We start from the raw sequence: 23,445 nt of genomic DNA, 5'->3' as shown, positions 1-23,445 counted from the left end.
GCGGCTTCCCGGGTTCGACCACCGCGCCCTCCGAGCGCGGGAAGAACTCGTACCAGGAGCCGAACAGCGCCCGCTCGCGCTCCACCAGCAGCGGCAGCGGCTCGGAGGAGGTCACCAGCTCCCGCAGCGGCCAGCGGGACAGGACCTCGTCCACCTCCGGGGTGAGCGCGGCGGCCAGCCGGGCCGCGGCGGGCCGCGCGGTGTCGCGCAGGGCCTTCACGGCGGCGCGCAGGGCACGGGCCCTGGTCTTCGGCACGCCTTCCATGGCGCGCTCGTACAGCAGCGCGCCCTCCTCCAGGACCAGTTCCGTGTCGATGCCGGCCGGGATCTTGATCTCCGCGTGGTGGCGCCAGGTGGTGACCGGGTCGCCCCACGCCTCCACGGCGTAGGTCCACCGGCCCTGTCGCGGTACGGAGACGGTGGCGCCCCAGCGGTCGGTGCCCGGGGCCAGTTCGCGCATCGGCGTCCACGGGCCGGAGCGGCCCCTGGAGTCCCGCAGCACCACGTTCGCGGCGACCGCGTCGTGGCCCTCGCGGAAGACCGTGGCCGAGATCTCGAACTCCTCGCCCACGACGGCCTTGGCGGGCCGGCGGCCACCGAGGACCAGCGGGCGGACGTCCAGGACCGGGATGCGGCCCGTTTGGGGCTCGGTCCGGGCGGAGTTCGTCTGTTTCCTGGCGGTGAGGGGGGAGTTCGCCTGTTTCGTGGCGGTGGGGGGAGCGCCGGCCGACCGGGCCGTGCCGGTCCGCGTCCGGCGGGCGGAACGGGCCGCGGCGCCGTTCCCACGGGGCGCCGCGGTGTCCTGCTCCGGTGGTGCGGTGGTGCTGTTGTGCTCGGGGGGTGGGGTCGAGTGGTGCTTGGCGGGCATGACCGCTCCTGTCCGCGTCAACTTGGGTGGGCGGATTGAGTGTGGGGAGGTGGGTCCTGCGGAGCGTACCGGTGTGGAGCCTTCCCACTCTTTTCGGGTGGGCAATCCGGCACTTTGTTAACTACTCGCGCGTATGTCTACACACAAGACCGGCCTCGTCCCGGAGGACGAGGCCGGTACGGGCGAGGTTGGCCCGCTAGCGGGGGTTGACCTGAAGCAGTTTGTTCGGTGAACCGCGGCCCGGTCCGGACACCACACCGGGCGCGGCCCGGGCCGTGAGCGCCCTGCTCACCTCGGCCGGAGACGCCGTCGGGCGGACGGACAGCAGGAGCGCCGCCGCGCCCGCCGCGTGCGGCGCCGCCATCGACGTGCCGGAGAAGGTGGCCGTCGCGGTGTCGCTCGTGTGCCCGGCCGAGGTGACGGATACGCCAGGGGCGAACAGGTCGAGCGAGGGCCCGAAGTTGGAGAAGGCCGCCCGCGCGTCCTGCCTGCCGGTCGCGCCGACCGTGACGGCCTCCCGCACCCGGGCCGGCGAGTCCAGCTCGGCCGGCAGCCCGTCGTTGCCCGCCGCGACCGTATACGTCACGCCGGACGCGATCGAGGCGCGCACGGCCGCGTCGAGCTGGGCGTTGGCGTACCCGCCCAGGCTCATGTTGGCCACGGCCGGCTTGCGCGCGTGCCGGGTCACCCAGTCGATGCCCGCGATCACCTGGGCGAGGGTGCCCGAGCCCGTGCCGTCCAGCACGCGGACCGGGACGATCCGCGCCTTCTTCGCGACGCCGTGGGTGGCGCCCGCGACCGTGCCCGCCACGTGGGTGCCGTGGCCGTTCTCGTCCTCGGCGACCGCGTCCCCGTCGACGAAGTCCCAGCCGGTGTCCACCCGGCCGCCGAAGTCGCGGTGCGTGGCGCGGACGCCGGTGTCGATCAGGTACACGCTCACGCCCCGGCCGCCCGACTCCGGCCAGGCGTAGCGGTGGTCGAGCGGCGGCTGGATCTGGTCGAGCCGGTCCAGGTTCCAGGGCGGGTCCTGCTGCACGTCCTCCACGTGCACTCTCGCGTCCTGCGTGACCGCCGCGACCCGCGGGTCGGCGGCCAGCCTCCTGGCCCCGGCCGCGTCGGTCCGCACGGCGTAGCCGTTGAGCGCGGCGTCGTAGACCTGACGGATGCGCGCTCCGTGCGCGGTGGCGACCTCGGTGCCCGCCTTCGACCGGGCCTCGGTGCCCGCCTTCAAGGTGACGATGTAGCTGTCGCCGACGGAGCCGGGCGCGCCGGCGCCGTGCACGTGTCCCTGCGGGACGGCGTGCGCGGGCAGGGTCGCGGCCGAAAGGACCGCGGCCGTGATGACCCCGATCAGGCCCCCCGCCCGGCGCAGTCGCCAGGGTGGCGTCACTGCCATGGTGTGAGTTCCCCTCCTCAACTCGGCACACGGCGGACGGGCCGCGACGCGCGGCCGGTCCGTTCCACATATGCCGCTGGAAGCCTCTCGTGCGGCGCGAAGCATCACAAGGTCGTACGACGGTGCGGATTCGGCCATATCGCCCATGGGGCGCATGGGGGGAGTGCGGTGGGTCCCGGCCGGAGTTGCGCAGGTCGAAGGCAGAGGTCAGCGTGGGAGGACGGTGATCGGCGGCGGCACGGGGTGTGGCCGACCGTACGCCGGAACGGTCCCGGGCGGCTGTGCGCCGTGGTTCGGAGGGCGTCGACGCCGCTACCGTCTGGGAGTGACAAGGGGCGCACGCCTGTGCGTCCCGCTGGCGCGTACGTCCTCCGTGAAGGTGGAATTCGTGAAGGCCATCCGTAGGTTCACCGTCCGTCCCGTCCTCCCCGAAGCCCTCCAGCCGCTGAGCGACCTCTCGCGCAACCTGCGCTGGTCCTGGCACGCCGAGACCCGTGACCTGTTCCAGTCCGTGGACCCCGAGCGCTGGGCCGCCACCGGGTGCGACCCCGTCCGGCTGCTCGGGAGCGTCGCGCCGGCGCGCCTCGCCGAGCTGGCCGAGGACCCGGACTTCCGGCGGCGCCTCGCCGCGGCCGTCGACGACCTGCACGAGTACGTCCACGGCGACCGCTGGTACCAGACCCGTTCGGGTGAACTTCCCGAGGCGGTCGCCTACTTCTCACCCGAGTTCGGCATCACGGCCGCGCTGCCGCAGTACTCCGGCGGCCTCGGCATCCTCGCCGGCGACCACCTCAAGGCCGCCAGCGACCTCGGCGTCCCCCTGATCGGCGTCGGGCTGCTCTACCGGCACGGCTACTTCCGGCAGTCGCTGTCGCGCGACGGCTGGCAGCAGGAGCACTACCCGGTGCTGGACCCCAACGAGCTGCCGCTTGAGCTGCTGAGCGAGCCCGACGGCACCCCCTCGCAGGTCTCCCTCGCGCTGCCCGGCGGCAGGTCGCTGCGCGCCCGCGTCTGGCAGGCGCGGGTCGGCCGGGTGCCGCTGCTGCTGCTCGACTCGGACGTCGAGGAGAACGACCCGGGCGAGCGCGGCGTCACCGACCGGCTGTACGGCGGCGGCAGCGAGCACCGGCTGCTGCAGGAGATGCTGCTCGGCATCGGCGGGGTGCGGGCCGTGCGCACGTACTGCCGGCTGACCGGGCACGCGCAGCCCGAGGTCTTCCACACCAACGAGGGGCACGCGGGCTTCCTCGGCCTGGAGCGCATCGCGGAGCTGGCCGACGAGGGCCTGGACTTCGACTCCGCCCTGGAGGCGGTGCGGGCCGGCACGGTCTTCACCACCCACACGCCCGTGCCCGCCGGCATCGACCGCTTCGACCGCGAGCTGGTCGCCCGGCACTTCGGGCCCGACGCGGAGCTGCCGCGCATCGAGGTCGAGCGCATCCTGCGGCTGGGCATGGAGACGTACGCGGGCGGCGAGCCGAACCTGTTCAACATGGCGGTGATGGGCCTGCGCCTGGGCCAGCGGGCCAACGGCGTGTCGCTGCTGCACGGCCGGGTCAGCCGCGAGATGTTCTCCGGGCTGTGGCCGGGCTTCGACGCGGACGAGGTGCCGATCACCTCCGTGACCAACGGCGTGCACGCGCCCACCTGGGTGGCGCCCGAGGTGCTGCGCCTGGGCGCCCGGCAGCTCGGCGGCCGGCGTACCGAGGAGGCGCTGACCGTGGGCGGCTCCGACCGCTGGGACGCGGTGGCGGACATCCCCGACCAGGACATCTGGGAGCTGCGCCGGGCCCTGCGCGAGCAGCTGGTGACGGAGGTGCGCAAGCGGCTGTACGCGTCGTGGCGCCAGCGCGGCGCGGGCGCGGCCGAGCTGGGCTGGATCGACGGCGTGCTCGACCCCGACGTGCTGACGATCGGCTTCGCGCGCCGCGTCCCCTCGTACAAGCGGCTGACGCTGATGCTGCGCGACCGGGACCGGCTGATGGACCTGCTGCTGCACGAGGAGCGGCCGGTGCAGATCGTGGTGGCGGGCAAGGCGCACCCGGCGGACGACGGCGGAAAGCGGCTGGTGCAGGAGCTGGTGCGGTTCGCCGACGACCCGCGCGTGCGCCACCGCATCGTCTTCCTGCCCGACTACGGCATGGCCATGGCACAGAAGCTCTACCCGGGCTGCGACGTCTGGCTGAACAACCCGCTGCGCCCGCTGGAGGCATGCGGCACCTCCGGTATGAAGGCCGCCCTGAACGGCTGTCTCAACCTCTCCGTCCTGGACGGCTGGTGGGACGAGTGGTTCCAGCCCGACTTCGGCTGGGCGATCCCCACCGCCGACGGCACCGCCACGGACGACGACCGCCGCGACGAGCTGGAGGCGGCGGCCCTGTACGACCTGCTGGAGCGACGGATCACCCCGCGCTTCTACGAGCGCGGCCAGGACGGCCTGCCCGACCGCTGGATCCAGATGGTCCGCAGGACGCTCACCCATCTGGGCCCGAAGGTGCTGGCCGGCCGCATGGTCCGGGAGTACGTGGAGCGCCTGTACGCGCCCGCCGCGCGCGCCCACCGCGCGCTGGACGCCGCGGCCGCCCGGGAGCTCGCGGCGTGGAAGACGCGGGTGCGCGCCGCCTGGCCCGGCGTGAGCGTCGACCACGTCGAGACGTCCTCCCTCACCCCGACGGCGGAACTGGGCTCGACCCTCCTCCTGCGCGTGCGGGTGAACCTCGGCGACCTCGCGCCCGACGACGTCGAGGTGCAGGCGGTGTCGGGCCGCGTCGACGCGGACGACGGCATCACCGACGCCACGACCGTGCCGCTGAAGCCGGCGGGCGGGCCCGACACGGAGGGCGGCTGGGTCTACGAGGGCCCCCTGTCGCTGAACCGCACCGGTCCCTTCGGCTACACCGTCCGGATCCTGCCCGACCACCGGCTGCTCGCCTCGCACGCGGAGCTGGGCCTGCTCGCCGAGCCCTCGGAGGAGCTGGTGGAGGCGGCGGGCGTGCTCATGCGCTGACGGGGCTCACGCGCCGGCGGGCCCGGCGCACAGCCGCCGCAGCACCACGCCGCACCGGCGGGCGTACGCGTGCTGGAATCCCCTGGTCACGGGGCCTCCAGCACGCGCCAGCCAGGAGGCGGGGCGGCTGTAGGCCGTGACGGTCAGCCACACGGTGCCGTCGCCGGTGGCCTCCACGAGGAACGCCTCCTCGCCGGACTCCGGGTGGCCGGGCAGCGTGCCGTAGGCCCAGCCGGCGCGGCGGCGTTCGTCCACCGTCCAGACCACCCGGCAGGGCGCCTTCACCGGGCCGAGGCCCACGGTCACGTCGACGCCCGGGGCCGCGGTCTCCGCGGCCGTGTCCATGGCGACGCCCATGGCCCGGTGCATGCGCCAGGACAGGACGGCGTCGGCGGCCCGGCGGAAGACGTCCTCGCCGATGCGGGTTCTGACGTTCAGGTGATGGAAACCGGCCGGGAGTTCTCCCGAGCGCGTCGCTCCCACGGGCTCGTACGTGAAGGACATGCCCACCAAGCGTAGAGCGGTCCCCGGAACCTGTGTGGCTCCGGGGACCGCCTGTTGCGCATGTGCTGCCGGTCAGCTCACGTTGATCGCGGCCCAGGCCGCGTTCACGGCCTTGTACTCCGCGCTGGTGGAGCCGTACAGCGCCGACGCCGCGTTCAGCGTCGCCGTGCGGGCGCCCGAGTACTTCGTCGTGGACGTCATGTACGTGGTCAGGGCCTTGTACCAGATCTGGATGGCCTTGTCGCGGCCGATGCCGGTGACCGTCGAGCCGTTGTAGGTCGGGGAGTTGTAGCTGACGCCGTTGACCGTCTTGGCGCCGCTGCCCTCGCTCAGCAGGTAGAAGAAGTGGTTGGCCGGGCCGGACGAGTAGTGCACGTCGACGCTGCCGAGCGACGAGGACCAGTAGTCCTTGGACGCGCCGTCCTTGCTGGGCTTGTCCATGTAGCGCAGCGGGGTGCCGTTGCCGTTGATGTTGATCTTCTCGCCGATGAGGTAGTCACCGGGGTCGCTGGCGTTGGCGGCGTAGAACTCCACCGCGGTGGCGAAGATGTCGGAGGTCGCCTCGTTCAGGCCGCCGGACTCGCCGCTGTAGTTCAGGCCCGCGGTGTTGGAGGTGACGCCGTGGCTCATCTCGTGGGCCGCCACGTCCAGCGAGGTCAGCGGGTGGGTGTTGCCCGAGCCGTCGCCGTAGGTCATGCAGAAGCAGCTGTCGGACCAGAAGGCGTTGACGTAGCCGCTGCTGTAGTGGACCCGGGAGTACGCCGCCACGCCGTTGTTCTTGATGCCGTTGCGGCCGAAGGTGTTCTTGTAGAAGTCCCAGGTCACCTGGGCGCCGTAGGCGGCGTCGACGGCGGCGGTCTGGTCGGTGGAGGAGCTGGAGGCGACGCCGGTGCCCCAGACGTCGTCGGCGTCGGTGAACAGCGTGCCGGTGCCGGAGGTGCCGCGCGCGAGGTTGTACGTCTTGTGGCCGCCGCGCGAGGCGTCGTTCAGCTGGTACGTCGTGCCGGACTTGGTGGTGCCGAGGGTGACGGTGCCGGAGTACAGGCTCTTGCCGCTGCCGGTCTGGACGCCCTGGTACTCGTAGAGCTTCTCGCCGGTCGCGGCGTCGGTGACGACGTGCAGCTCGTTCGGGGTGCCGTCGTCCTGCAGACCGCCGACGACGGTCTCGTAGGCGAGGACGGGCTTGCCGTCGGCGGCCCAGACCACCTTGCGGGGCGCCCGGTCGGCCTCGGTCGCGGTGGAGCCCTCGGCCTTGGCGGCGGTCAGGGCCTGCTTCTCGGCTTTCGAGGCGGCGATCTTCGGGCTCACGGAGGCGACCTCGATGGTGGCCTTCGTCGCCTTGGTGACGCTCTCGATTTTGCCGGCCTTCGACTCGTGGACGACCAGGTCGCCGCCGAGGACGGGGAGGCCGTCGTAGGTGCGCTCGTAGCGCGTGTGCAGCGTTCCGTCGGCGTCCTTGACGACGTCTCTGACGACCAGCTTCTCCTTGGCGCCGAGACCTATGGAGTCGGCCGTCCGCGCGGTGGCGGCGTCGGCCTCCTTGATCAGCGCGGTGCGGGCGGAGGGGGTGAGCTGGGTCGGGGCCGCGGCGAGGGTGGTGCCGCCCTGGGACGCGGGCGTCTGGGCGGAGGCGCCGGCCGTCATTCCGGTGGTGAGGAGTGCTCCGGCCGCCACGGCGGTGGCGATGGCGAGGGTGGTCCGCTTGTGACGCGCGTAGAAGGGGGTCACGCGAGCTCCTTCGTGGGGGTGGTCCGAACGGCGTGGGGTGCCGGTCGGCGGGGCGACGTGCGATGCGGGTGCTGTGCGGGACTGCCGTGCGGTGTGAACAGTGCCAGGCAGGACGCGTACATGTCAGTGGGGCAAAGACAGGTTGGCCGAAAATCGTCCGTTGTCCGAAGATCGGAGTACGCAATGCGGACTCGCCCCCCCCCTTAAAGGGTGGGCAAAGAGAGGGGACGGGTGCGGTAAAGACCCGTCGGGAGCGGAGGGGCGCGGGCGCGGGCACATGCGCTCCGGTCTGCGGGAACGCCGGTCACCTGCGTCCGGCGGGACCGGCTTCCCCGCCCGCCTAGCACTCGAACGACAACTGCCAGGCTTTGTCGGCCACTTCAGGACGCAGCGCGGCGGTACGCGACCGTGCGCCGGGCGCCGCCGGGCCCGCGCAGCCGCGGCCCGCCGGTGGTACGCGGTACCGCCCGGGGCGCCCGGTGGACGCGCGGGGCGTCCCGGCCGGCCCCGCACGCCGTCGCCGCGACCGCGCGACCGACCGCACGGCACCGCCCCGGCCGGAAACCGCGGACACCGCCGCGAGCGACGGGGCCGTTGTCCGGAATCGATGGGTCGGACGCGGACCGGCTGCGCGCCGGGCGGGGTCCGGTGCGGGGCGCGGGACCGCCGCGCCCGCGGGCCGTCCCGGTTCTCGCCGTGCGGGCCGGTCCTCCGGGACATCGGGAACCTCGCAGGGACGCCGGGCACGGGTGCGGCCGGGTCCGCGGAGCGGCCGTATCCGCGCGGCTCCCGCCGGCCGCCCCGGTCCTTACGAGCGGGGACGGGCCGGATGTCCCGGGAGGGACCGGGGCGCGGGGTCAGGCCAGGCTGTCGCGCCAGGCGCGGTGGAGGTCGGCGAAGCGGCCGGTGCCCGCGATCAGTTCGTCCGGGGCGCCGTCCTCGACGATGCGGCCGTGCTCCATGACCAGCACCCGGTCGGCGATCTCCACCGTCGACAGCCGGTGGGCGATCACGACCGCGGTCCGGCCCCGCAGCACCGTGAGCATCGCGCGCTGCACCGCCCGCTCGCCGGGGATGTCCAGCGAACTGGTCGCCTCGTCCAGGATCAGCACCGCCGGATCGGCCAGCAGTGCCCGCGCGAAGGCCACCAACTGCCGCTGACCGGCCGAGATACGGCCGCCCCGCTTGCGTACGTCGGTGTCGTAGCCGTCGGGCAGGCCGCTGATGAAGTCGTGCGCGCCGATCGCCTTCGCCGCCTGCTCGATCTCCTCGCGGGTGGCGTCGGGACGGCCGACGGCGATGTTCTCGGCGACCGTGCCGGAGAACAGGAACGCCTCCTGCGTCACCATCACCACGCCGCGCCGCAGCTCCGGCGTCGCCAGGTCGCGCAGGTCGACGCCGTCCAGCAGCACGCGTCCGTCGGACGGGTCGTAGAACCGCGCCAGCAGCTTGGCCAGCGTCGACTTGCCCGCGCCCGTCGAACCGACCACGGCGACGGTCTGCCCGGCCGGCAGCGTCAGCGAGAAGCGCGGCAGCACCTCGCCGCCGGTGCGGTACGCGAAGCGCACCTCGTCGAAGACCACCTCGCGCCCCGGCCGCGCGGAGCGCCGCTCGGGCAGCGGGCGCGGCGCGGAGGGCTCCGGTACGGACGGCACCTGGGCCAGCAGCCCCGCGATCTTCTCCAGCGAGGCGGCCGCCGACTGGTAGGAGTTCAGGAACATGCCGAGGCGGTCGATCGGGTCGTACAGCCGCCGCAGGTAGAGCACCGCCGCGGCCAGCACGCCGAGCGCCAGCGAACCCGACGCCACCCGGTACGCGCCCCACAGCACGATCCCGGCGACCGCCGTGTTGGCGACCAGCCGCGAGCCGACGACGTACTGGGCCATCTCCAGCAGGGCGTCGCCGTTGGTGCGCTCGTGCCGCCGGTTCAGGACGCGGAACGCGCCGTCGTTGGCCTCCTCGCGACGGAAGGCGCGCACGGGCCGGATGCCGTTCATCGTCTCGGCGAACTTCACGATGACGGCGGCGATGGCGGTCGAGCGCAGCTGGAAGATCCGGTCGGCGCGGCGGCGGTAGCGCCGCACCAGGAGGTACAGCGGCCCGAAGGACGCCACGGCGACTGCGCCCAGGCCCAGGTCGAGCCAGAGCAGCATCGCCGAGATGTAGACGAAGGACAGGACGACGGCGATGAGCTCCTGCAGGCCCTCGCTGAGCAGCTCGCGCAGCGACTCGACGTCCGTCGTGGACCGGGAGATCAGCCGGCCCGAGGTGTAGCGCTCGTGGAAGTCGACGCTGAGCGCCTGCGCGTGCCGGAAGATCCGGCCGCGCAGGTCGAGCAGCACGTCCTGGTTGATGCGGGCGGACGCCACGATGAAGGCGTACTGCAGACCGCCCGACAGGCCCGCGCACAGCAGGTACGCCGCGGCCACCATGACCAGCGGTCCGGTGTCGTGGTCCCGCAGCGCGGGCACGGCGCGGTCGATGGCGTACGCGACGAGCAGCGGGCCCGCCTGCACGGCCGCCTGCTGGAGCAGGAGCAGCAGCGTCGCCACGGCCACGCGGGCCCTGAGCGGGGCGAGCAGGGAGCGCAGCAGCGCGGTCGTCGCGCCGGGGGGCGCGGGCAGGGCGTCGCGGTCGAAGGGGTCGCCGCCGCCGTCGTGCCGCTTCGCGGCCCCGTCGTCGGCCGGCGCGGTCGCCGCGGTCGTCGGGGGCGCCGTCATCGTCCGGCCTCCTTCTCCGTCTTCTCCGTACGGGACGTCGGGGCGCCGGTCCCGGCGGCGCCGGCCTCCGTGGCGCCGGACATCAGCCAGGCGTACTCGGCGTTCGTGCGCAGCAGTTCGTGGTGCGTGCCCACGGCGGCGATGCGGCCCCGCGAGAGCAGGGCGACGCGGTCGGCGAGCAGGACCGTGGACGGTCGGTGCGCCACGACCAGCGCGGTCGTCTCCGCCAGGACGCGCCGCAGGGCGGCCTCCACCAGCGCCTCCGTGTGCACGTCCAGGGCGGACAGCGGGTCGTCCAGGACGAGGAAGCGGGGACGGCCGACGACCGCCCTGGCCAGGGCGAGCCGCTGGCGCTGGCCGCCGGAGAGGCTGAGCCCCTGCTCGCCGACCTGGGTGTCCGTGCCCTGCGGCAGGTCGTGCGCGAAGTCGGCCTGGGCCACGGAGAGCGCCCGGGCCAGCTCGGCCTCGCCCGCGTCGGGGGCGGCGCCCATCAGGACGTTCTCGCCGACGGTGGCGGAGAAGAGGGTGGGCTCCTCGAAGGCGACGGCGACGAGCGTGCGCAGCTCCCGCCGGGACATCGCGGTGATGTCGGTGCCGTCCAGGGTGATGCGGCCCGCGGTCGCCTCGTGCAGCCGGGGGATGAGCGCGGTGAGCGTGGTCTTGCCCGATCCCGTCGCCCCCACCAGGGCCATCGTCTCGCCGGGCCGGATGTGCAGGTCGATGCGGGCCAGCACGGGCGGCGCGTCGGCGGGCGCGTCCGGGTACCGGAAGGCGACCCCGTCGAAGCGCAGCCCGCCGGTGCCCTGAGGCTCACCGCCTCCCGCGCCCTCCCCGGCGCGGACCGCAGCCGCGTCCGCCGCCGGGCGGGGGTCCGCGGCCGCACCGGAGGCGGAGCCCACCGCCGTACGGGAGTCCGGGGCGGCCTCGGAGGAGCCCTCGGCCGCGTCTGCTGTCGGACGGGAATCCGGGACGACCTCGGCTTCGGCGTCCCCCGTGGCCGTGGCTGCGGCCGTGCCCGCGGCCGATGCGGACTCCGGCGTCCGCTCCCGTTCCCGTTCCTGCTCCGCGTCCATCACCTCGAAGTACCGTTCCGTCGCCGTCGCCGCCTCCTGGCTCATGGCCAGCAGGAAGCCGATGGAGTCGATGGGCCAGCGCAGGGCGAGGGCCGTGGAGAGGAAGGCCACCAGCGTGCCCGCGGACAGCTCGCCGTCGGAGACCCGGACCGTGCCGAGCACCAGTGCGGCGCCGATCGCCAGCTCCGGCAGCGTCACGATCACCAGCCAGATGGCCGCCAGCAGCCGGGCCTTGGCCAGCTCCGTGCCGCGCAGGGTCCGGGACAGCTCGTGGAAGGCGCGCGCCTGGCTGCGGTGCCGGCCGAACCCCTTGACGATGCGGATGCCGAGCACGCTCTCCTCGACGACCGTCGTCAGGTCGCCGACCTGGTCCTGTGCCTGCCGCGCCACCAGGGCGTACTTCTTCTCGAAGAGCCAGCACACGATCATCACCGGAACGGCGGGCACCAGCAGCACCAGCCCGAGCACCCAGTCCTGGACCAGCATGATGATCATGCCCACCAGGATGGTCACCGAGTTGACCAGCAGGAACGTCAGCGGGAAGGCGAGGAACATCCGCACCAGCATCAGGTCCGTGGTGCCGCGCGACAGCAGCTGGCCCGAGGCCCAGCGGTCGTGGAAGGCGACCGGCAGCCGCTGCAGGTGCCGGTAGAGCTCGGCCCGCATGCCCGCCTCGACGCCCGCCAGCGGCCGCGCCACCAGCCACCGCCGCAGCCCGAACAGCAGCGCCTCCGCGACGCCGATCAGCAGCAGGTACAGCGCGCCGAGCCACACCCCGCGCGGATCGCGGTCCGCGACCGGCCCGTCCACGATCCACTTCAGCACGAGCGGGATCACCAGGCCCGTGCAGGAGGCGACGACGGCGACGACGGCCGCCGTGAACCACCGCGCGCGCACGGGCCGTACGTACGGCCACAGGCGCAGCAGACTGCGTACGGCGGAGCGGTCCCTGCGCGGCGGCGCGTCCGGACGGGCGGGCGGGTCCGCCCGGTCCGCCCGCCCCGTCCGGTCGGCCGGGTCCCCGGCGGCCGGACGCCCCCTGCGATCCTTGGTGTCTACACGTGTGGTGGCCATCACGGGGGAGCCTACGTTTCGGCTCCGCCGGCGCCCACCGGATTTCGGCCCGGAACCACTGGTCCGGGGGGCCTAGGACCCGTCCGCGGACCGCCCCCCGTCCGCCGTCGCCACCCGCAGCAGCAGGACCGAGCGGGCCGGCACGGTCACCGGCGTCCCCGCGGAGTGGACCGTCCCCGGGGGCCGGCCCTGGTCCTCGCGGGAGGTGTCGACGACCAGTTCGTAGCGCTCCGCCCAGGGCGGCCCGGGCAGGACGAAGTCCACCGGGCGGTCGGAGGCGTGGAGCACCGCGAGGAAGCTGTCGTCGACGACCTGGTCCCCGCGCGCGTCGCGGCCCGGGATGTCGCGGCCGGAGAGGTACATGCCCAGGGTGGCCGCGGGCGCGTACCAGTCGCCCTCGGCCATCTCCGTGCCGCACGCGGTGAACCACGCCAGGTCCCGCAGCCCGTCCGCGGCCTGCGGCCGGCCGGAGAAGAACGCGCGGCGGCGCAGCACCGGGTGGGCCCGGCGCAGCGCGACCAGACGGGACGTCAGCTCGTACAACGCCCGCCAGCCGGGCTCCCGCAGCAGGCTCCAGTCGACCCAGCCGATCTCGTTGTCCTGGCAGTAGGCGTTGTTGTTGCCGTGCTGGGTGCGGCCCATCTCGTCGCCCGCCACCAGCATGGGCACGCCCGTCGACAGCAGCAGGGTCGTGAGCAGGTTGCGCAGCTGGCGGCGGCGCAGGGCGAGCACGCGCGCGTCGTCCGTCGGGCCCTCGGCCCCGCAGTTCCACGACCGGTTGTCGTGCGTGCCGTCGCGGTTGCCCTCGCCGTTGGCCTCGTTGTGCTTGTGGTCGTACGACACCAGGTCGCGCAGGGTGAAGCCGTCGTGGGCGGTGACGAAGTTGATTGACGCGTAGGGGCGCCGGCCGCCCCAGGCGTACAGGTCGCTCGAGCCCGACAGGCGGTAGCCCATCTCCCGCACGTCCGGCAGGGCGCCGCGCCAGAAGTCGCGCACGGCGTCGCGGTAGCGGTCGTTCCACTCCGTCCACAGCGGCGGGAAGGCGCCCACCTGGTAGCCGCCCGAGCCCACGTCCCACGGCTCGGCGATCAGCTTCACCCGCCGCAGCACCGGGTCCTGGGCGATCACCGCGAGGAACGGCGAGAGCATGTCGACGTCGTGCATCGAGCGGGCCAGCGCCGCCGCCAGGTCGAAGCGGAAGCCGTCCACGCCCATCTCGGTGACCCAGTACCGCAGCGAGTCCGTGATCAGCCGCAGCACCTGCGGCTGCACCACGTGCAGGGTGTTGCCGCAGCCGGTGTAGTCCGCGTACCGGCGGGCGTCCGGCGCCAGGCGGTAGTAGCCGCGGTTGTCGATGCCCTTGAAGGAGAGCATCGGGCCCAGCTCGCCCGCCTCGGCCGTGTGGTTGTAGACCACGTCGAGGATCACCTCGATGCCCGCCGCGTGCAGGGCGCGCACCATCCGCTTGAACTCGCCGACCTGCTGCCCGTTCGTGCCGGACGCCGCGTAGGCCGCGTGCGGGGCGAAGTAGCCGATGGAGTTGTAGCCCCAGTGGTTGCGCAGCCCCCGGCGCAGCAGGTGGTCCTCGTGCGCGAACTGGTGCACCGGCAGCAGCTCCACCGCCGTCACCCCGAGCCTCGTCAGGTGCTCGACGGCCGCCGGGTGGGCGAGCCCCGCGTACGTGCCCCGCAGCTCCTCGGGGACGTCCGGGTGCCGCATGGTGAAGCCGCGCACGTGCAGTTCGTAGAGGACGGAGTCCGCCCAGGGCGTCTTGGGCCGCCGGTCGTCGGACCAGTCGTCGTCGTCGTGGACGACGACGCCCTTGGGCACGAACGGAGCCGAGTCGCGCTCGTCGCGCACGGTGTCCGCGGCGTGCTGCTGAGGCCAGTCGCGCACGTGCCCGTACACCTCCGGCGGCAGCGCGAACTCGCCGTCCACGGCCCGCGCGTACGGGTCGAGGAGCAGCTTGGCCGGGTTCCAGCGGGCGCCGGTCCACGGGTCCCAGCGGCCGTGCACCCGGTAGCCGTAGCGCTGCCCCGGCCGCACGCCCGGCACGAACCCGTGCCAGATCTCGTGCGTCAGCTCGGTCAGCGGCACCCGCGTCTCCGCGCCCCGCTCGGAGAACAGGCACAGTTCCACGGCCTCCGCGCCGCCCGCCCACAGCGCGAAGTTGGTGCCGGTCACGCCGTCGGGCCCGGTCCTGAAGCGCGCCCCCAGCGGGGTGGACGCGCCCGGCCACACGGGCACGGCCGGGGACGCCGGCTCCGCACCGTCCCGCACGGCGGGCGCGCGCACGGGCGCCTGACCGCCCGTCCGCCGCACCTGCGGTACTGCCTCCTGCTCGGCTGCGCTCGACACTGTTCAGCCTCCAGCGGCTCGGGTGAACGGCACGCATCGGGGCGTGCGGCGTCCCGGCCGCGGCTCCCCGTCGTGTCGTCCTCCCCCCTGTTCTGCCCATCGCGCGGCTCTCCCTCACGTTTGCGCAGGAGGGACCGGTCGCGGAGGTCCCGGTGAGGACGTCCTCCGGGCGGAACCCGGCGTGAAAGGAGTGGAAAACGGGCCCGGCAGGGAACCCGACGGACAGGGAGACGGGAGCACGGCGACGCACACGTGATCACCGACCGGCGCACTTGGAACGGAACGGTGACATTCCCGGGGCATCGTCGGCGCTGGTCATGTGGTTAATTGACGCCGTGTACGCGCGGGACGCGCGGGGGGCGCGGACGCGAGCCGCGCCGTGCGAGGGGAGAGACGACTTGGACGGGCGACCGATATCGGGGGCGTCGGTTGGCGCACGGGGACGCAAGAGGGGGCCGGCGCTGCTGGCCGGTGTGCTGCTGCTCGCCGTGACGGCGTGCGGCGGCGGAGGGGGCTCGGACACCGGCTCCGGGGGCAAGGAGAAGGGCTCCGCCGCGGCGAAGGCGACGGCTTCGCAGGCGAAGGTGACGATAGCGCCGAAGGACGGCGCCGACGGCGTGGACACCAGCGGGGCCCTGAAGGTCACCGCGGCCGGGGGCAAACTGACCGAGGTCGAGGTCGAGGACGCCGACGGCGGGAGGATAGCGGGGAAGATCACCGCAGGGGGCACCGGCTGGGCCCCCGCGACGCACCTCGCCGCGTCCACCGAGTACAAGGTGCGCGCGGTCGCCGAGGACTCCGAGGGCCGCGAGACCACCGAGGAGTCGGTCTTCACCACGCTGAAGCCGAAGAACACCTTCATCGGCACCTTCACGCCCGAGGACGGGTCGAAGGTCGGCGTGGGCATGCCGTTCTCGATCCGCTTCACCCGGGGCATCACGCAGCCCGAGGACGTCGAGAAGGCCGTCACGATCAAGACCGAGCCCGCGGTGGACGTCCGGGGCCACTGGTTCGGCAACGACCGGCTGGACTTCCGGCCGAAGGAGTACTGGAAGCCCGGCACGAAGGTGACGGTGGCCCTCAACCTCGACGGCGTCGAGGGCCGGCCGGGGGTCTACGGCGAGCAGGCCAAGACGGTGAAGTTCACCATCGGCCGCAGCCAGGTCTCCACGGTCGACGTCAAGAAGCACACGATGACCGTCAAGCGCGACGGCAGGACCATCAAGACCATCCCGGTCACCACCGGCAAGCCCGGCTACGACACCTGGAACGGCCGGATGGTCATCAGCGAGCGCCTCAAGGTGACGCGGATGAACGGCGAGACGGTCGGCTACGGCGGCGAGTACGACATCAAGGACGTGCCGCACGCCATGCGCCTGTCCGACTCCGGCACCTTCATCCACGGCAACTACTGGGGAGGCGACGCCTTCGGCAACTACAACGCCAGCCACGGCTGCGTCGGCCTGCGCGACGTCAAGGGCGGCTACGACAGCCAGGTCGCGGCCGCGTGGTTCTTCGACCGGTCGATGATCGGCGACGTCGTGGTGGTGAAGAACTCCGACGACGCGACGATCGCCCCGGACAACGGCCTCAACGGCTGGAACATGTCCTGGGAGAAGTGGACCGCGTAGCCGCGGCCCACGGCCTCTCGCGGCGGGCCCGGTGTGAGCGATCGCACCGGGCCCGCCGCCGTTAGTCGCCGTTAACCTGCTCGCATGACTGTGCATCTCGAAGTCGCGGCGGGCGTCGGCACGATCCGCCTGGACCGCCCGCCCATGAACGCGCTGGACGTCGCCGTCCAGGACCGGCTCAAGGAACTGGCCGAGGAGGCCGCGCGCCGCGAGGACGTACGGGCCGTGGTCCTGTACGGCGGCGAGAAGGTGTTCGCGGCGGGCGCGGACATCAAGGAGATGCAGGCGATGGACCACGCGGCGATGGTCGTGCGCTCCCGGGGCCTGCAGGACTCCTTCACCGCCGTCGCCCGCATCCCCAAACCCGTCGTGGCCGCCGTGACCGGCTACGCGCTGGGCGGCGGCTGCGAACTGGCGCTCTGCGCGGACTACCGGATCGCCGCCGACGACGCGAAGCTCGGGCAGCCCGAGATCCTGCTCGGGCTGATCCCCGGCGCGGGCGGCACCCAGCGCCTGGCGCGGCTGATCGGCCCGTCCCGCGCCAAGGACCTGATCTTCACCGGGCGGATGGTGAAGGCCGACGAGGCCCTCGCGCTCGGTCTGGTGGACCGGGTGGTGCCCGCCGCCGAGACCTACGAGCAGGCGCACGCCTGGGCGGCGAAGCTCGCGCAGGGGCCCGCGCTCGCGCTGCGCGCCGCCAAGGAGTCGGTGGACGCCGGTCTGGAGACCGACCTGGAGACCGGGCTCGCGATCGAGCGCAACTGGTTCGCCGGGCTGTTCGCCACGGAGGACCGCGAGCGCGGGATGCGGAGCTTCGTGGAGGAGGGCCCGGGCAAGGCGAAGTTCCTCTGAGGGCTTCTGAAAGTTCACCCGAAGTCGCGGCTTTCAGGTCTTGCAGTTGACGCGGTGTCTGATCCGACGTCCCTCGATGGGGCGTTTCGCGGACGCCGCGGGAAGGCCGTGGGGCAGGGTGGGGCGGAATGGCCCTCCTCCGGTCCGGATCGCTAGGTTGTCGCAGCTCGGAGTGGGTTTATCGAGTTCCGGACTGCCAGTGGCACATGCCGGGCGAATGTTGCGGATGGGGGTGTTCCGGGGGATGTATTCCGCCGGAACGACCCCGGAACGCGCCTCCGTTGGCCATGATGGGGGCATGGCGGGGCTGGAGGGTATCGAACAGCCGCGGCGGCACGGGAGTGCGACCGCGGCGCGCTGGTCGCCCGGTGTCGAGGACGAACACGCCCTGAAGGCGCTGGAACTGTTCGGGAACCCGACCGAGGCGGAGGTGTCGCTGCCGTCCCGTCCCGAGTCCGCCGCCACCGCCCGCCGGCTGGCCCAGGTCGTGATTCTGCGCCACTGGGCCCTCGGCCCGAAGCTCGCCGAGGACGCGGTCCTGCTCGTCTCCGAACTCGTCGGCAACGCCGTACGGCACACCGGCGCCCGCGTCTTCGGCCTGCGCATGCGCCGCCGCCGGGGCTGGCTCCGCGTCGAGATCCGCGACCCCTCGCGCGGGCTGCCCTGCCTGATGCCGGTCCAGGACCTGGACGTGAGCGGCCGGGGCCTGTTCCTCGTCGACAAGCTCGCCGACCGCTGGGGCGTCGACCTGCTGCCGCGCGGCAAGACGACCTGGTTCGAGATGCGCGTCGCGGAGCGCTGAGCCGGGGAGCGGCGGTACCACCGCCCCGCCGTTCGGCGGACGGGAGCACTCCCCGCGCCCCGGCGGCCCCGGCGCGGACGGCACCCGGACCTGGGGGACCGGCCGGGAGGGGCACCGCTTACCCTGACTGCCGTCAGTAATGCACCAGGAAGGGGCGGATCAGGTGGCGGACATAGAGGCGGCGCGCGCGGCGTTCGAGCGCTTCGACGCGGACGGGGACGGCTTCATCACGGCGGCCGAGTACAAGAGCGCGATGGCGCAGATGGGGGACTTCCACGTCACCGAGTCGGTGGCCGAGGCCGTCATCGCCGCTCAGGACACCGACAAGGACAAGCTGCTGTCGTTCGACGAGTTCTGGGCCCACCTGAACAAGTGACGCGCGCGAGGGGCGTTCCCGGTGACCCCGGGAACGCCCCTCTGTCATGCCGTCCCGTGCCGCCCCGTACGGCGTGCGGTCGCCCGTCGCGCCGCGCGGCGGCCGCACCGTGGCGCACACCGTCCGGCGTGTGCCGCGGCACGCCGCACGCCGCCGCTCGGCGCGCGCCTCAGGCGCACCTACCTCCGCCCGGCGCGCGCCTCGTTCCTGCCGTACGGCCGGCTCCTGCCCACGCCGGGCGACAGCCGACCACACCCCGCCCGCACGGAGCGACGCGGTCCTGTCGCGCCGCGCGGCGGCGCCCGCTCACGCCGCCCGGCGGCGGATGCGTACGCTCCAGCGGCCGTCCCGGCGCTCCAGGTCCAGCGGCAGGTCGAAGCACTTGCCGATCAGGTCGCCGGTCAGCACCTCGTCCACCGGGCCCTGGGCCAGCTCGCGGCCGTCGCGCAGCAGGAGCGCGTGGCCGGTCCCGGCGGGCAGTTCCTCCAGATGGTGGGTGACCAGGACCGTCGCCAGCTCGGGGTGGTCGCGGCGCAGCCCGTCCAGCGCCTCCAGGAGCCGCTCGCGGCCCGGCAGGTCCAGGCCCGTCGCCGGCTCGTCCAGCAGGAGCAGGCGCGGCTCGGGCATCAGCGCGCGGGCGATCAGGGTGCGGCCGCGCTGGCCCTGCGAGAGCGTCGTCCAGCGCGCCTCGCGCAGCCCGTCCAGGCCGAGCGTGCCCATCAGCCGGTCGGCGCGCTCCTCCTGCTCCGCCGTGGGGCGCCAGCGGGGCGGCCGCTCGGCGGAGTTGGTCACGCCGGTCAGCACCACGTCGCGCACGCGCAGCGGCGAGGACGGGGCGTGCCGGGGGTCGACGTGACCCACGTACGACCGCAGCTCGCGCAGGTCCACGCGGCCCAGACGGCGGCCGAGGACCTCCACCCGCCCCTCGGTCGGGTGCACCCGCGCCCCGAGGAGGCTCAGCAGGGTCGACTTCCCGGCCCCGTTCGCGCCGAGCAGCGCCCAGTGCTCGCCGGCCCGGACGGTCAGCGACACCTCCTGGAGGATGGGCCGGCCGTCCCGGACGACGTGGACGTTCTCGGCGCGCAGTACCTCGGGACTCATGGGCGGTACGCTAACCACCGCTCAGCTCCTCAGACAAGTGGCGGCCTCCGGCCCACCGGCCGCGGCACGCCGGCTCCTGGGGTCCCGTACGCCGCGTGCACCCCGCGCGCCGTACCTCCCGTTCCCCCTCCTCACCAGGCAGGTGTCCCGATGCCGCTCGACGCCCTCCGCCCCAGCCCGCTCGTCGAACAGGCCGTGGAACGGCTGCGCGCCCAGATCACCGGGGGCCACTGGCCGGTCGGCACGAAGCTGCCCGGGGAGACCACGCTCGCCAAGGAGCTCGGCGTCGGCCGCTCCACCGTCCGCGAGGCGCTGCGCGCGCTCGCCGGCGCCGGGCTCGTCCGCGCCCGCCAGGGGGCCGGGGTGTTCGTCGTCGCCGCCGAGCCCGCCGAGGAGTGGTCCGCGCGGCTGCGCCGGGCCGCGGTGACGGACGTCTACGAGGTCCGCGCGGCGGTCGAGGTCCACGCGGCCCGGCTGGCCGCCCGCCGCCGCACCGGGGAGGACGTCGCCGCGCTGCGGGCCGCGCTGGCGGGGCGCCGCGCCGCGGCGGCCTCCGGCGACGCCGCCTTCGTCGACGCCGACATCGCCTTCCACGCGGCCGTGGTCGCCGCCGCCCACAACCCCGTGCTCACGGACCTCTTCACGCAGTTCGTGCCCGCCCTGCGCGAGGGACTGGTCGACCTGCTGTCCCTGACCGGCCTGCGCGCCCGCGACCGCAACCCCGGGGACGCGGCCCACGAGGCGCTCGTGGCGGCCGTCGCGGACGGGGACGCGGACACGGCGGCGCAGGTCCTGGGCCGCGAACTGGAGGACCCGTTCGCGGCGGGCGGGCGGGAGTGAGCCCGGCGGTGTCCGAAAACCCGCCACCCGTTCGGCGCGGTCCGGAATAGCCCGCCGGACGGGGGGGTTGGGGGTGTCCGGCGCCGGGGCCACCCGACCCCGGCGGACACCGACCCCGAAGGGCGAGGCGAGCAGGACATGAAGATCGGCATCATCGGCGCGGGCAACATCGGAGGCAACCTCACCCGGCGGCTCACCGCCCTCGGGCACGACGTCTCCGTCGCCAACTCGCGCGGCCCGCACACGCTCACCGACCTGGCCGAGGAGACCGGCGCGCGGCCCGTCCCGGTCGAGGAGGCGGCACGCGGCGCCGAGGTCGTCGTGGTCGCGGTCCCGGTCAAGGCGGTCCCCGACCTGCCGTCCGGCCTCCTGGACGGAGCGGCGGACGGCGTCGCCGTCATCGACACCGGCAACTACTACCCGAAGCAGCGCGACGGCAGGATCGCGGAGATCGAGGACGAGGGGATCACCGAGAGCCGCTGGACCGAGCGCCGGATCGGCCACCCGGTGATCAAGGCCTTCAACGGCACCTTCGCCCAGGACATCCTGGACCGCCACCGTCCGGCCGGCGCCCCCGACCGCCTGGCCCTGCCGGTGGCCGGCGACGACGAGGCGGCCAAGCGGCGCGTCCGGGACCTGATCGACGAACTCGGCTTCGACACCGTCGACGCCGGCGGCACCGACGACTCCTGGCGCCAGCAGCCCGGTACCCCGGTGTACGGCCTGCGGGGCGACGCCGAAGCGGTCACCGAGGCCCTGGCGAAGGCGTCCCCGGAGCGCACCCCGGACTTCCGGGCGTAGCCACCGGTCCCGTCCGCGCGGCCTCCCCGCGCGGTCCCGCGGCCGGTCCGCCCGGATGCCGCCGGTCCGCCCGTACGCGCGGGCGGGCCGGCCGGACGGTGCCCGGGGCCGTGCGCGTCCGGCGGTCCGGCCGCGGGGCCGGGGTCAGGCGCCCGTCGCCCACTCCTTCAGCGCCGCCCTGCTCGCGAAGTCCGCGACGTTCTTGTCGACCGGGTCGTCCGTGTACTGGTGGAAGCGCCACTTCGCCTGGATGCGGGGCTTGCCCGCCGTCGTGTAGTCGGCGATCCACAGGCCGTCGCCCGCGTAGGACGTGGTGTCGACGTTGAGCCAGTAGTTCCTGTTGCAGTACAGCAGGACCCGGTGGTCCGGCCGCAGCCTCTTCACCTCGCGGATGAAGCGGTCCTTCTCGGCGTTGGTGGCGTGGGTGCCCTCGCCCGTGGTCTCCCAGTCGACCACCAGCAGGTCGCCCGCCTTCTCCGGGGCCTTGGCGACGAAGTACTCCGCCTGGGCCGTGATGTTGCCCGGCCACAGGAAGTGGTAGAAGCCGATCGCCAGGCCCGCGTCGCGGCCTCTCTTCACCTGGGCGGACAGCTTCGGATTGACGTACGAGCGGCCCTCCGTGGCCTTCACGAAGACGAAGGACAGGCCGTCGGTGTCGTACGAGGACGACTGGTACGCGCTGACGTCGATGCCACGCAGCATGGTGCTCCTCGCGGTGGTGCGGTGGGGGGACGGGACTGATGCTGAAAGATGCAACAACCCACTTGGCTTTTCCCCGAGTTGAGGGATTTCCACCCCGGACGAGTGACCCCCTAGTGACCCCCGAGTGGCACCGGGGGAGCCGGTTCCGTCCGCCGGTGCGCACCGGCGGACGGAACCGGTCCGGATCAGCACTCGATGATGTTCACCGCGAGCCCGCCGCGCGCCGTCTCCTTGTACTTCACCGACATGTCGGCGCCGGTGTCCTTCATGGTCTTGATGACCTTGTCCAGGGACACCTTGTGCGAGCCGTCGCCGCGCATGGCCATGCGGGCGGCGGTGACGGCCTTCACCGCGGCCATGCCGTTGCGCTCGATGCACGGGATCTGCACCAGGCCGCCCACGGGGTCGCAGGTCAGACCGAGGTTGTGCTCCATGCCGATCTCGGCGGCGTTCTCCACCTGCTCGGGGCTGCCGCCGAGGACCTCGGCCAGCGCGCCCGCGGCCATCGAGCAGGCGGAGCCGACCTCGCCCTGGCAGCCGACCTCGGCGCCGGAGATCGAGGCGTTCTCCTTGAAGAGCATGCCGATGGCGCCGGCGGCGAGCAGGAAGCGGATCACGCCCTCCTCGTCGGCCCCCGGCACGAAGTCCATGTAGTAGTGCAGGACGGCGGGGATGATGCCGGCCGCGCCGTTGGTCGGGGCGGTGACCACGCGGCCGCCCGCCGCGTTCTCCTCGTTCACGGCCATCGCGTAGAGGGTGATCCACTCCATGGAGTGGGCCAGCGGGTCGCCGGCGGCGCGCAGCTGGCGGGCGGAGACGGCGGCGCGGCGGCGGACCTTCAGGCCGCCGGGCAGGATGCCCTCGCGGGACATGCCGCGCGCGACGCACTCCCGCATCACGCGCCAGATGCCGAGCAGGCCCTCGCGGACCTCCTCCTCGGTGCGCCAGGCGCGCTCGTTCTCCAGCATCAGGGCGGAGATCGACAGGCCCGTCTCGCGGGTCAGGCGCAGCAGCTCGTCGCCGGTGCGGAAGGGGTACTTCAGGACGGTGTCGTCGAGCTTGATCCGGTCGGCGCCCACGGCGTCCTCGTCCACGACGAAGCCGCCGCCCACGGAGTAGTACGTCTTCTCCGCCAGCGGCGCCCCGGCGGCGTCGTACGCGGACATCGTCATGCCGTTGGCGTGGTACGGCAGGGCCTTGCGGCGGTGCAGGACCAGGTCCCGGTCGAAGTCGAAGGCGATCTCGCGCTCGCCGAGCAGGCGCAGGCGGCCGGCCTCGCGTATCTCCGCCACGCGGTCGTCGGCCTTCTCGACGTCCACGGTGCGCGGCGACTCGCCCTCCAGGCCGAGCAGGACGGCCTTCGGCGTGCCGTGGCCGTGCCCGGTGGCGCCGAGCGAGCCGTAGAGCTCGGCGCGGACCGTGGCCGCGGCGTCGAGCAGGCCGTCGTTGCGCAGCCGGCGGGCGAACATGCGCGCCGCCCGCATCGGGCCGACCGTGTGGGAGCTGGAGGGGCCGATGCCGACCGAGAACAGGTCGAAGACCGAGATGGCCACGGAGGACTCCTAGGGGGCAGCGGACGCCGTTGTCCGCAGGGGGATGCGGTGCGGGACGC

General features: G+C 73.7%; 16 protein-coding genes and 1 pseudogene. 7 read left to right on the top strand and 10 right to left on the bottom strand.

Going from position 1 to position 23,445, the window contains the following annotated elements:
- Both IE271_RS16815 and IE271_RS16810 read right to left on the bottom strand, forming a co-directional pair.
- The coding region (locus tag IE271_RS16815; protein ID WP_190191124.1) for a maltotransferase domain-containing protein at nt 1-868 on the bottom strand (868 nt) is incomplete at its 3' end.
- 196 nt (nt 869-1,064) lie between these two features.
- The gene (locus tag IE271_RS16810; RefSeq protein ID WP_190191123.1) at nt 1,065-2,264 is read right to left on the bottom strand and encodes a S8 family peptidase; all 1,200 of its coding nucleotides are present in this window, start codon (nt 2,262-2,264) and stop codon (nt 1,065-1,067) included.
- A 388-nt stretch (nt 2,265-2,652) separates the two neighbouring features.
- Here IE271_RS16810 and glgP point away from each other — a divergent pair, with 388 nt between their 5' ends.
- Nucleotides 2,653-5,271, top strand: a complete 2,619-nt coding sequence (glgP, locus tag IE271_RS16805; protein WP_190191132.1) for an alpha-glucan family phosphorylase — start codon at nt 2,653-2,655, stop codon at nt 5,269-5,271.
- A gap of 6 nt (nt 5,272-5,277) precedes the next feature.
- Here glgP and IE271_RS16800 read toward each other — a convergent pair whose 3' ends face one another.
- The 5 genes from IE271_RS16800 to glgX form a co-directional block, all read right to left on the bottom strand.
- Nucleotides 5,278-5,775: a DUF1990 domain-containing protein gene (locus tag IE271_RS16800; RefSeq protein WP_190191122.1), complete on the bottom strand. Its 498-nt coding sequence runs from the start codon at nt 5,773-5,775 to the stop codon at nt 5,278-5,280.
- 72 nt (nt 5,776-5,847) lie between these two features.
- Nucleotides 5,848-7,503 (bottom strand): M4 family metallopeptidase, encoded by a 1,656-nt coding sequence (locus IE271_RS16795; RefSeq protein WP_190191121.1) that lies wholly within the window; start codon nt 7,501-7,503, stop codon nt 5,848-5,850.
- Between the two features lie 857 nt (nt 7,504-8,360).
- Complete coding sequence (locus IE271_RS16790; protein WP_190191120.1) at nt 8,361-10,223, bottom strand: ABC transporter ATP-binding protein; 1,863 nt, start codon at nt 10,221-10,223, stop codon at nt 8,361-8,363.
- Nucleotides 10,220-12,370, bottom strand: coding sequence for an ABC transporter ATP-binding protein (locus IE271_RS16785; protein ID WP_190191119.1), 2,151 nt, complete (start codon nt 12,368-12,370; stop codon nt 10,220-10,222). Before IE271_RS16785 ends, IE271_RS16790 begins: the two co-directional genes overlap by 4 nt.
- A 72-nt stretch (nt 12,371-12,442) precedes the next feature.
- On the bottom strand, nt 12,443-14,728 hold the full coding sequence (gene glgX / locus IE271_RS16780) for a glycogen debranching protein GlgX (RefSeq protein WP_190191118.1): 2,286 nt from the start codon (nt 14,726-14,728) through the stop codon (nt 12,443-12,445).
- A 398-nt stretch (nt 14,729-15,126) separates the two neighbouring features.
- Here glgX and IE271_RS16775 point away from each other — a divergent pair, with 398 nt between their 5' ends.
- The 4 genes from IE271_RS16775 to IE271_RS16760 all read left to right on the top strand — a co-directional run bounded on the left by IE271_RS16775 (nt 15,127) and on the right by IE271_RS16760 (nt 18,389).
- Nucleotides 15,127-16,359, top strand: coding sequence for a L,D-transpeptidase (locus IE271_RS16775; protein WP_229919378.1), 1,233 nt, complete (start codon nt 15,127-15,129; stop codon nt 16,357-16,359).
- An 84-nt stretch (nt 16,360-16,443) separates the two neighbouring features.
- Nucleotides 16,444-17,211 carry an enoyl-CoA hydratase/isomerase family protein gene (locus IE271_RS16770; RefSeq protein WP_190191116.1) on the top strand — a complete coding sequence of 256 codons (768 nt, stop codon included), beginning with the start codon at nt 16,444-16,446 and terminating at the stop codon, nt 17,209-17,211.
- Between the two features lie 193 nt (nt 17,212-17,404).
- Complete coding sequence (locus IE271_RS16765) at nt 17,405-18,013, top strand: ATP-binding protein (protein WP_373308776.1); 609 nt, start codon at nt 17,405-17,407, stop codon at nt 18,011-18,013.
- A 163-nt stretch (nt 18,014-18,176) separates the two neighbouring features.
- The gene (locus tag IE271_RS16760; RefSeq protein ID WP_190191114.1) at nt 18,177-18,389 is read left to right on the top strand and encodes an EF-hand domain-containing protein; all 213 of its coding nucleotides are present in this window, start codon (nt 18,177-18,179) and stop codon (nt 18,387-18,389) included.
- A 306-nt stretch (nt 18,390-18,695) separates the two neighbouring features.
- Here IE271_RS16760 and IE271_RS16755 read toward each other — a convergent pair whose 3' ends face one another.
- Entirely contained in the window at nt 18,696-19,490 is a 795-nt protein-coding gene (locus tag IE271_RS16755) for an ABC transporter ATP-binding protein (protein ID WP_190191113.1), read from the bottom strand.
- 150 nt (nt 19,491-19,640) lie between these two features.
- Here IE271_RS16755 and IE271_RS16750 point away from each other — a divergent pair, with 150 nt between their 5' ends.
- Together IE271_RS16750 and IE271_RS16745 are read left to right on the top strand one after the other, a co-directional pair.
- The gene (locus tag IE271_RS16750; protein ID WP_190191112.1) at nt 19,641-20,330 is read left to right on the top strand and encodes a FadR/GntR family transcriptional regulator; all 690 of its coding nucleotides are present in this window, start codon (nt 19,641-19,643) and stop codon (nt 20,328-20,330) included.
- A gap of 123 nt (nt 20,331-20,453) precedes the next feature.
- Nucleotides 20,454-21,131 (top strand): annotated as a pseudogene (locus tag IE271_RS16745) (NADPH-dependent F420 reductase); the annotation flags it as partial.
- A gap of 144 nt (nt 21,132-21,275) precedes the next feature.
- On the opposite strand, the gene IE271_RS16740 reads toward IE271_RS16745, so the two are convergent.
- On the bottom strand, nt 21,276-21,833 hold the full coding sequence (locus IE271_RS16740; RefSeq protein WP_190191110.1) for a glycoside hydrolase family 25 protein: 558 nt from the start codon (nt 21,831-21,833) through the stop codon (nt 21,276-21,278).
- Nucleotides 21,834-22,018: 185 nt separating this feature from the next.
- Complete coding sequence (locus IE271_RS16735; protein WP_190191109.1) at nt 22,019-23,386, bottom strand: L-serine ammonia-lyase; 1,368 nt, start codon at nt 23,384-23,386, stop codon at nt 22,019-22,021.
- Between the last annotated feature and the right edge of the window lie 59 nt (nt 23,387-23,445).

Source organism: Streptomyces minutiscleroticus (genome assembly GCF_014650875.1).
GTDB classification, from domain to species: domain Bacteria; phylum Actinomycetota; class Actinomycetes; order Streptomycetales; family Streptomycetaceae; genus Streptomyces; species Streptomyces minutiscleroticus.
Note: the sequence above shows the minus strand (reverse complement) of the source record. Positions and strands in the feature narration are given on the sequence as shown.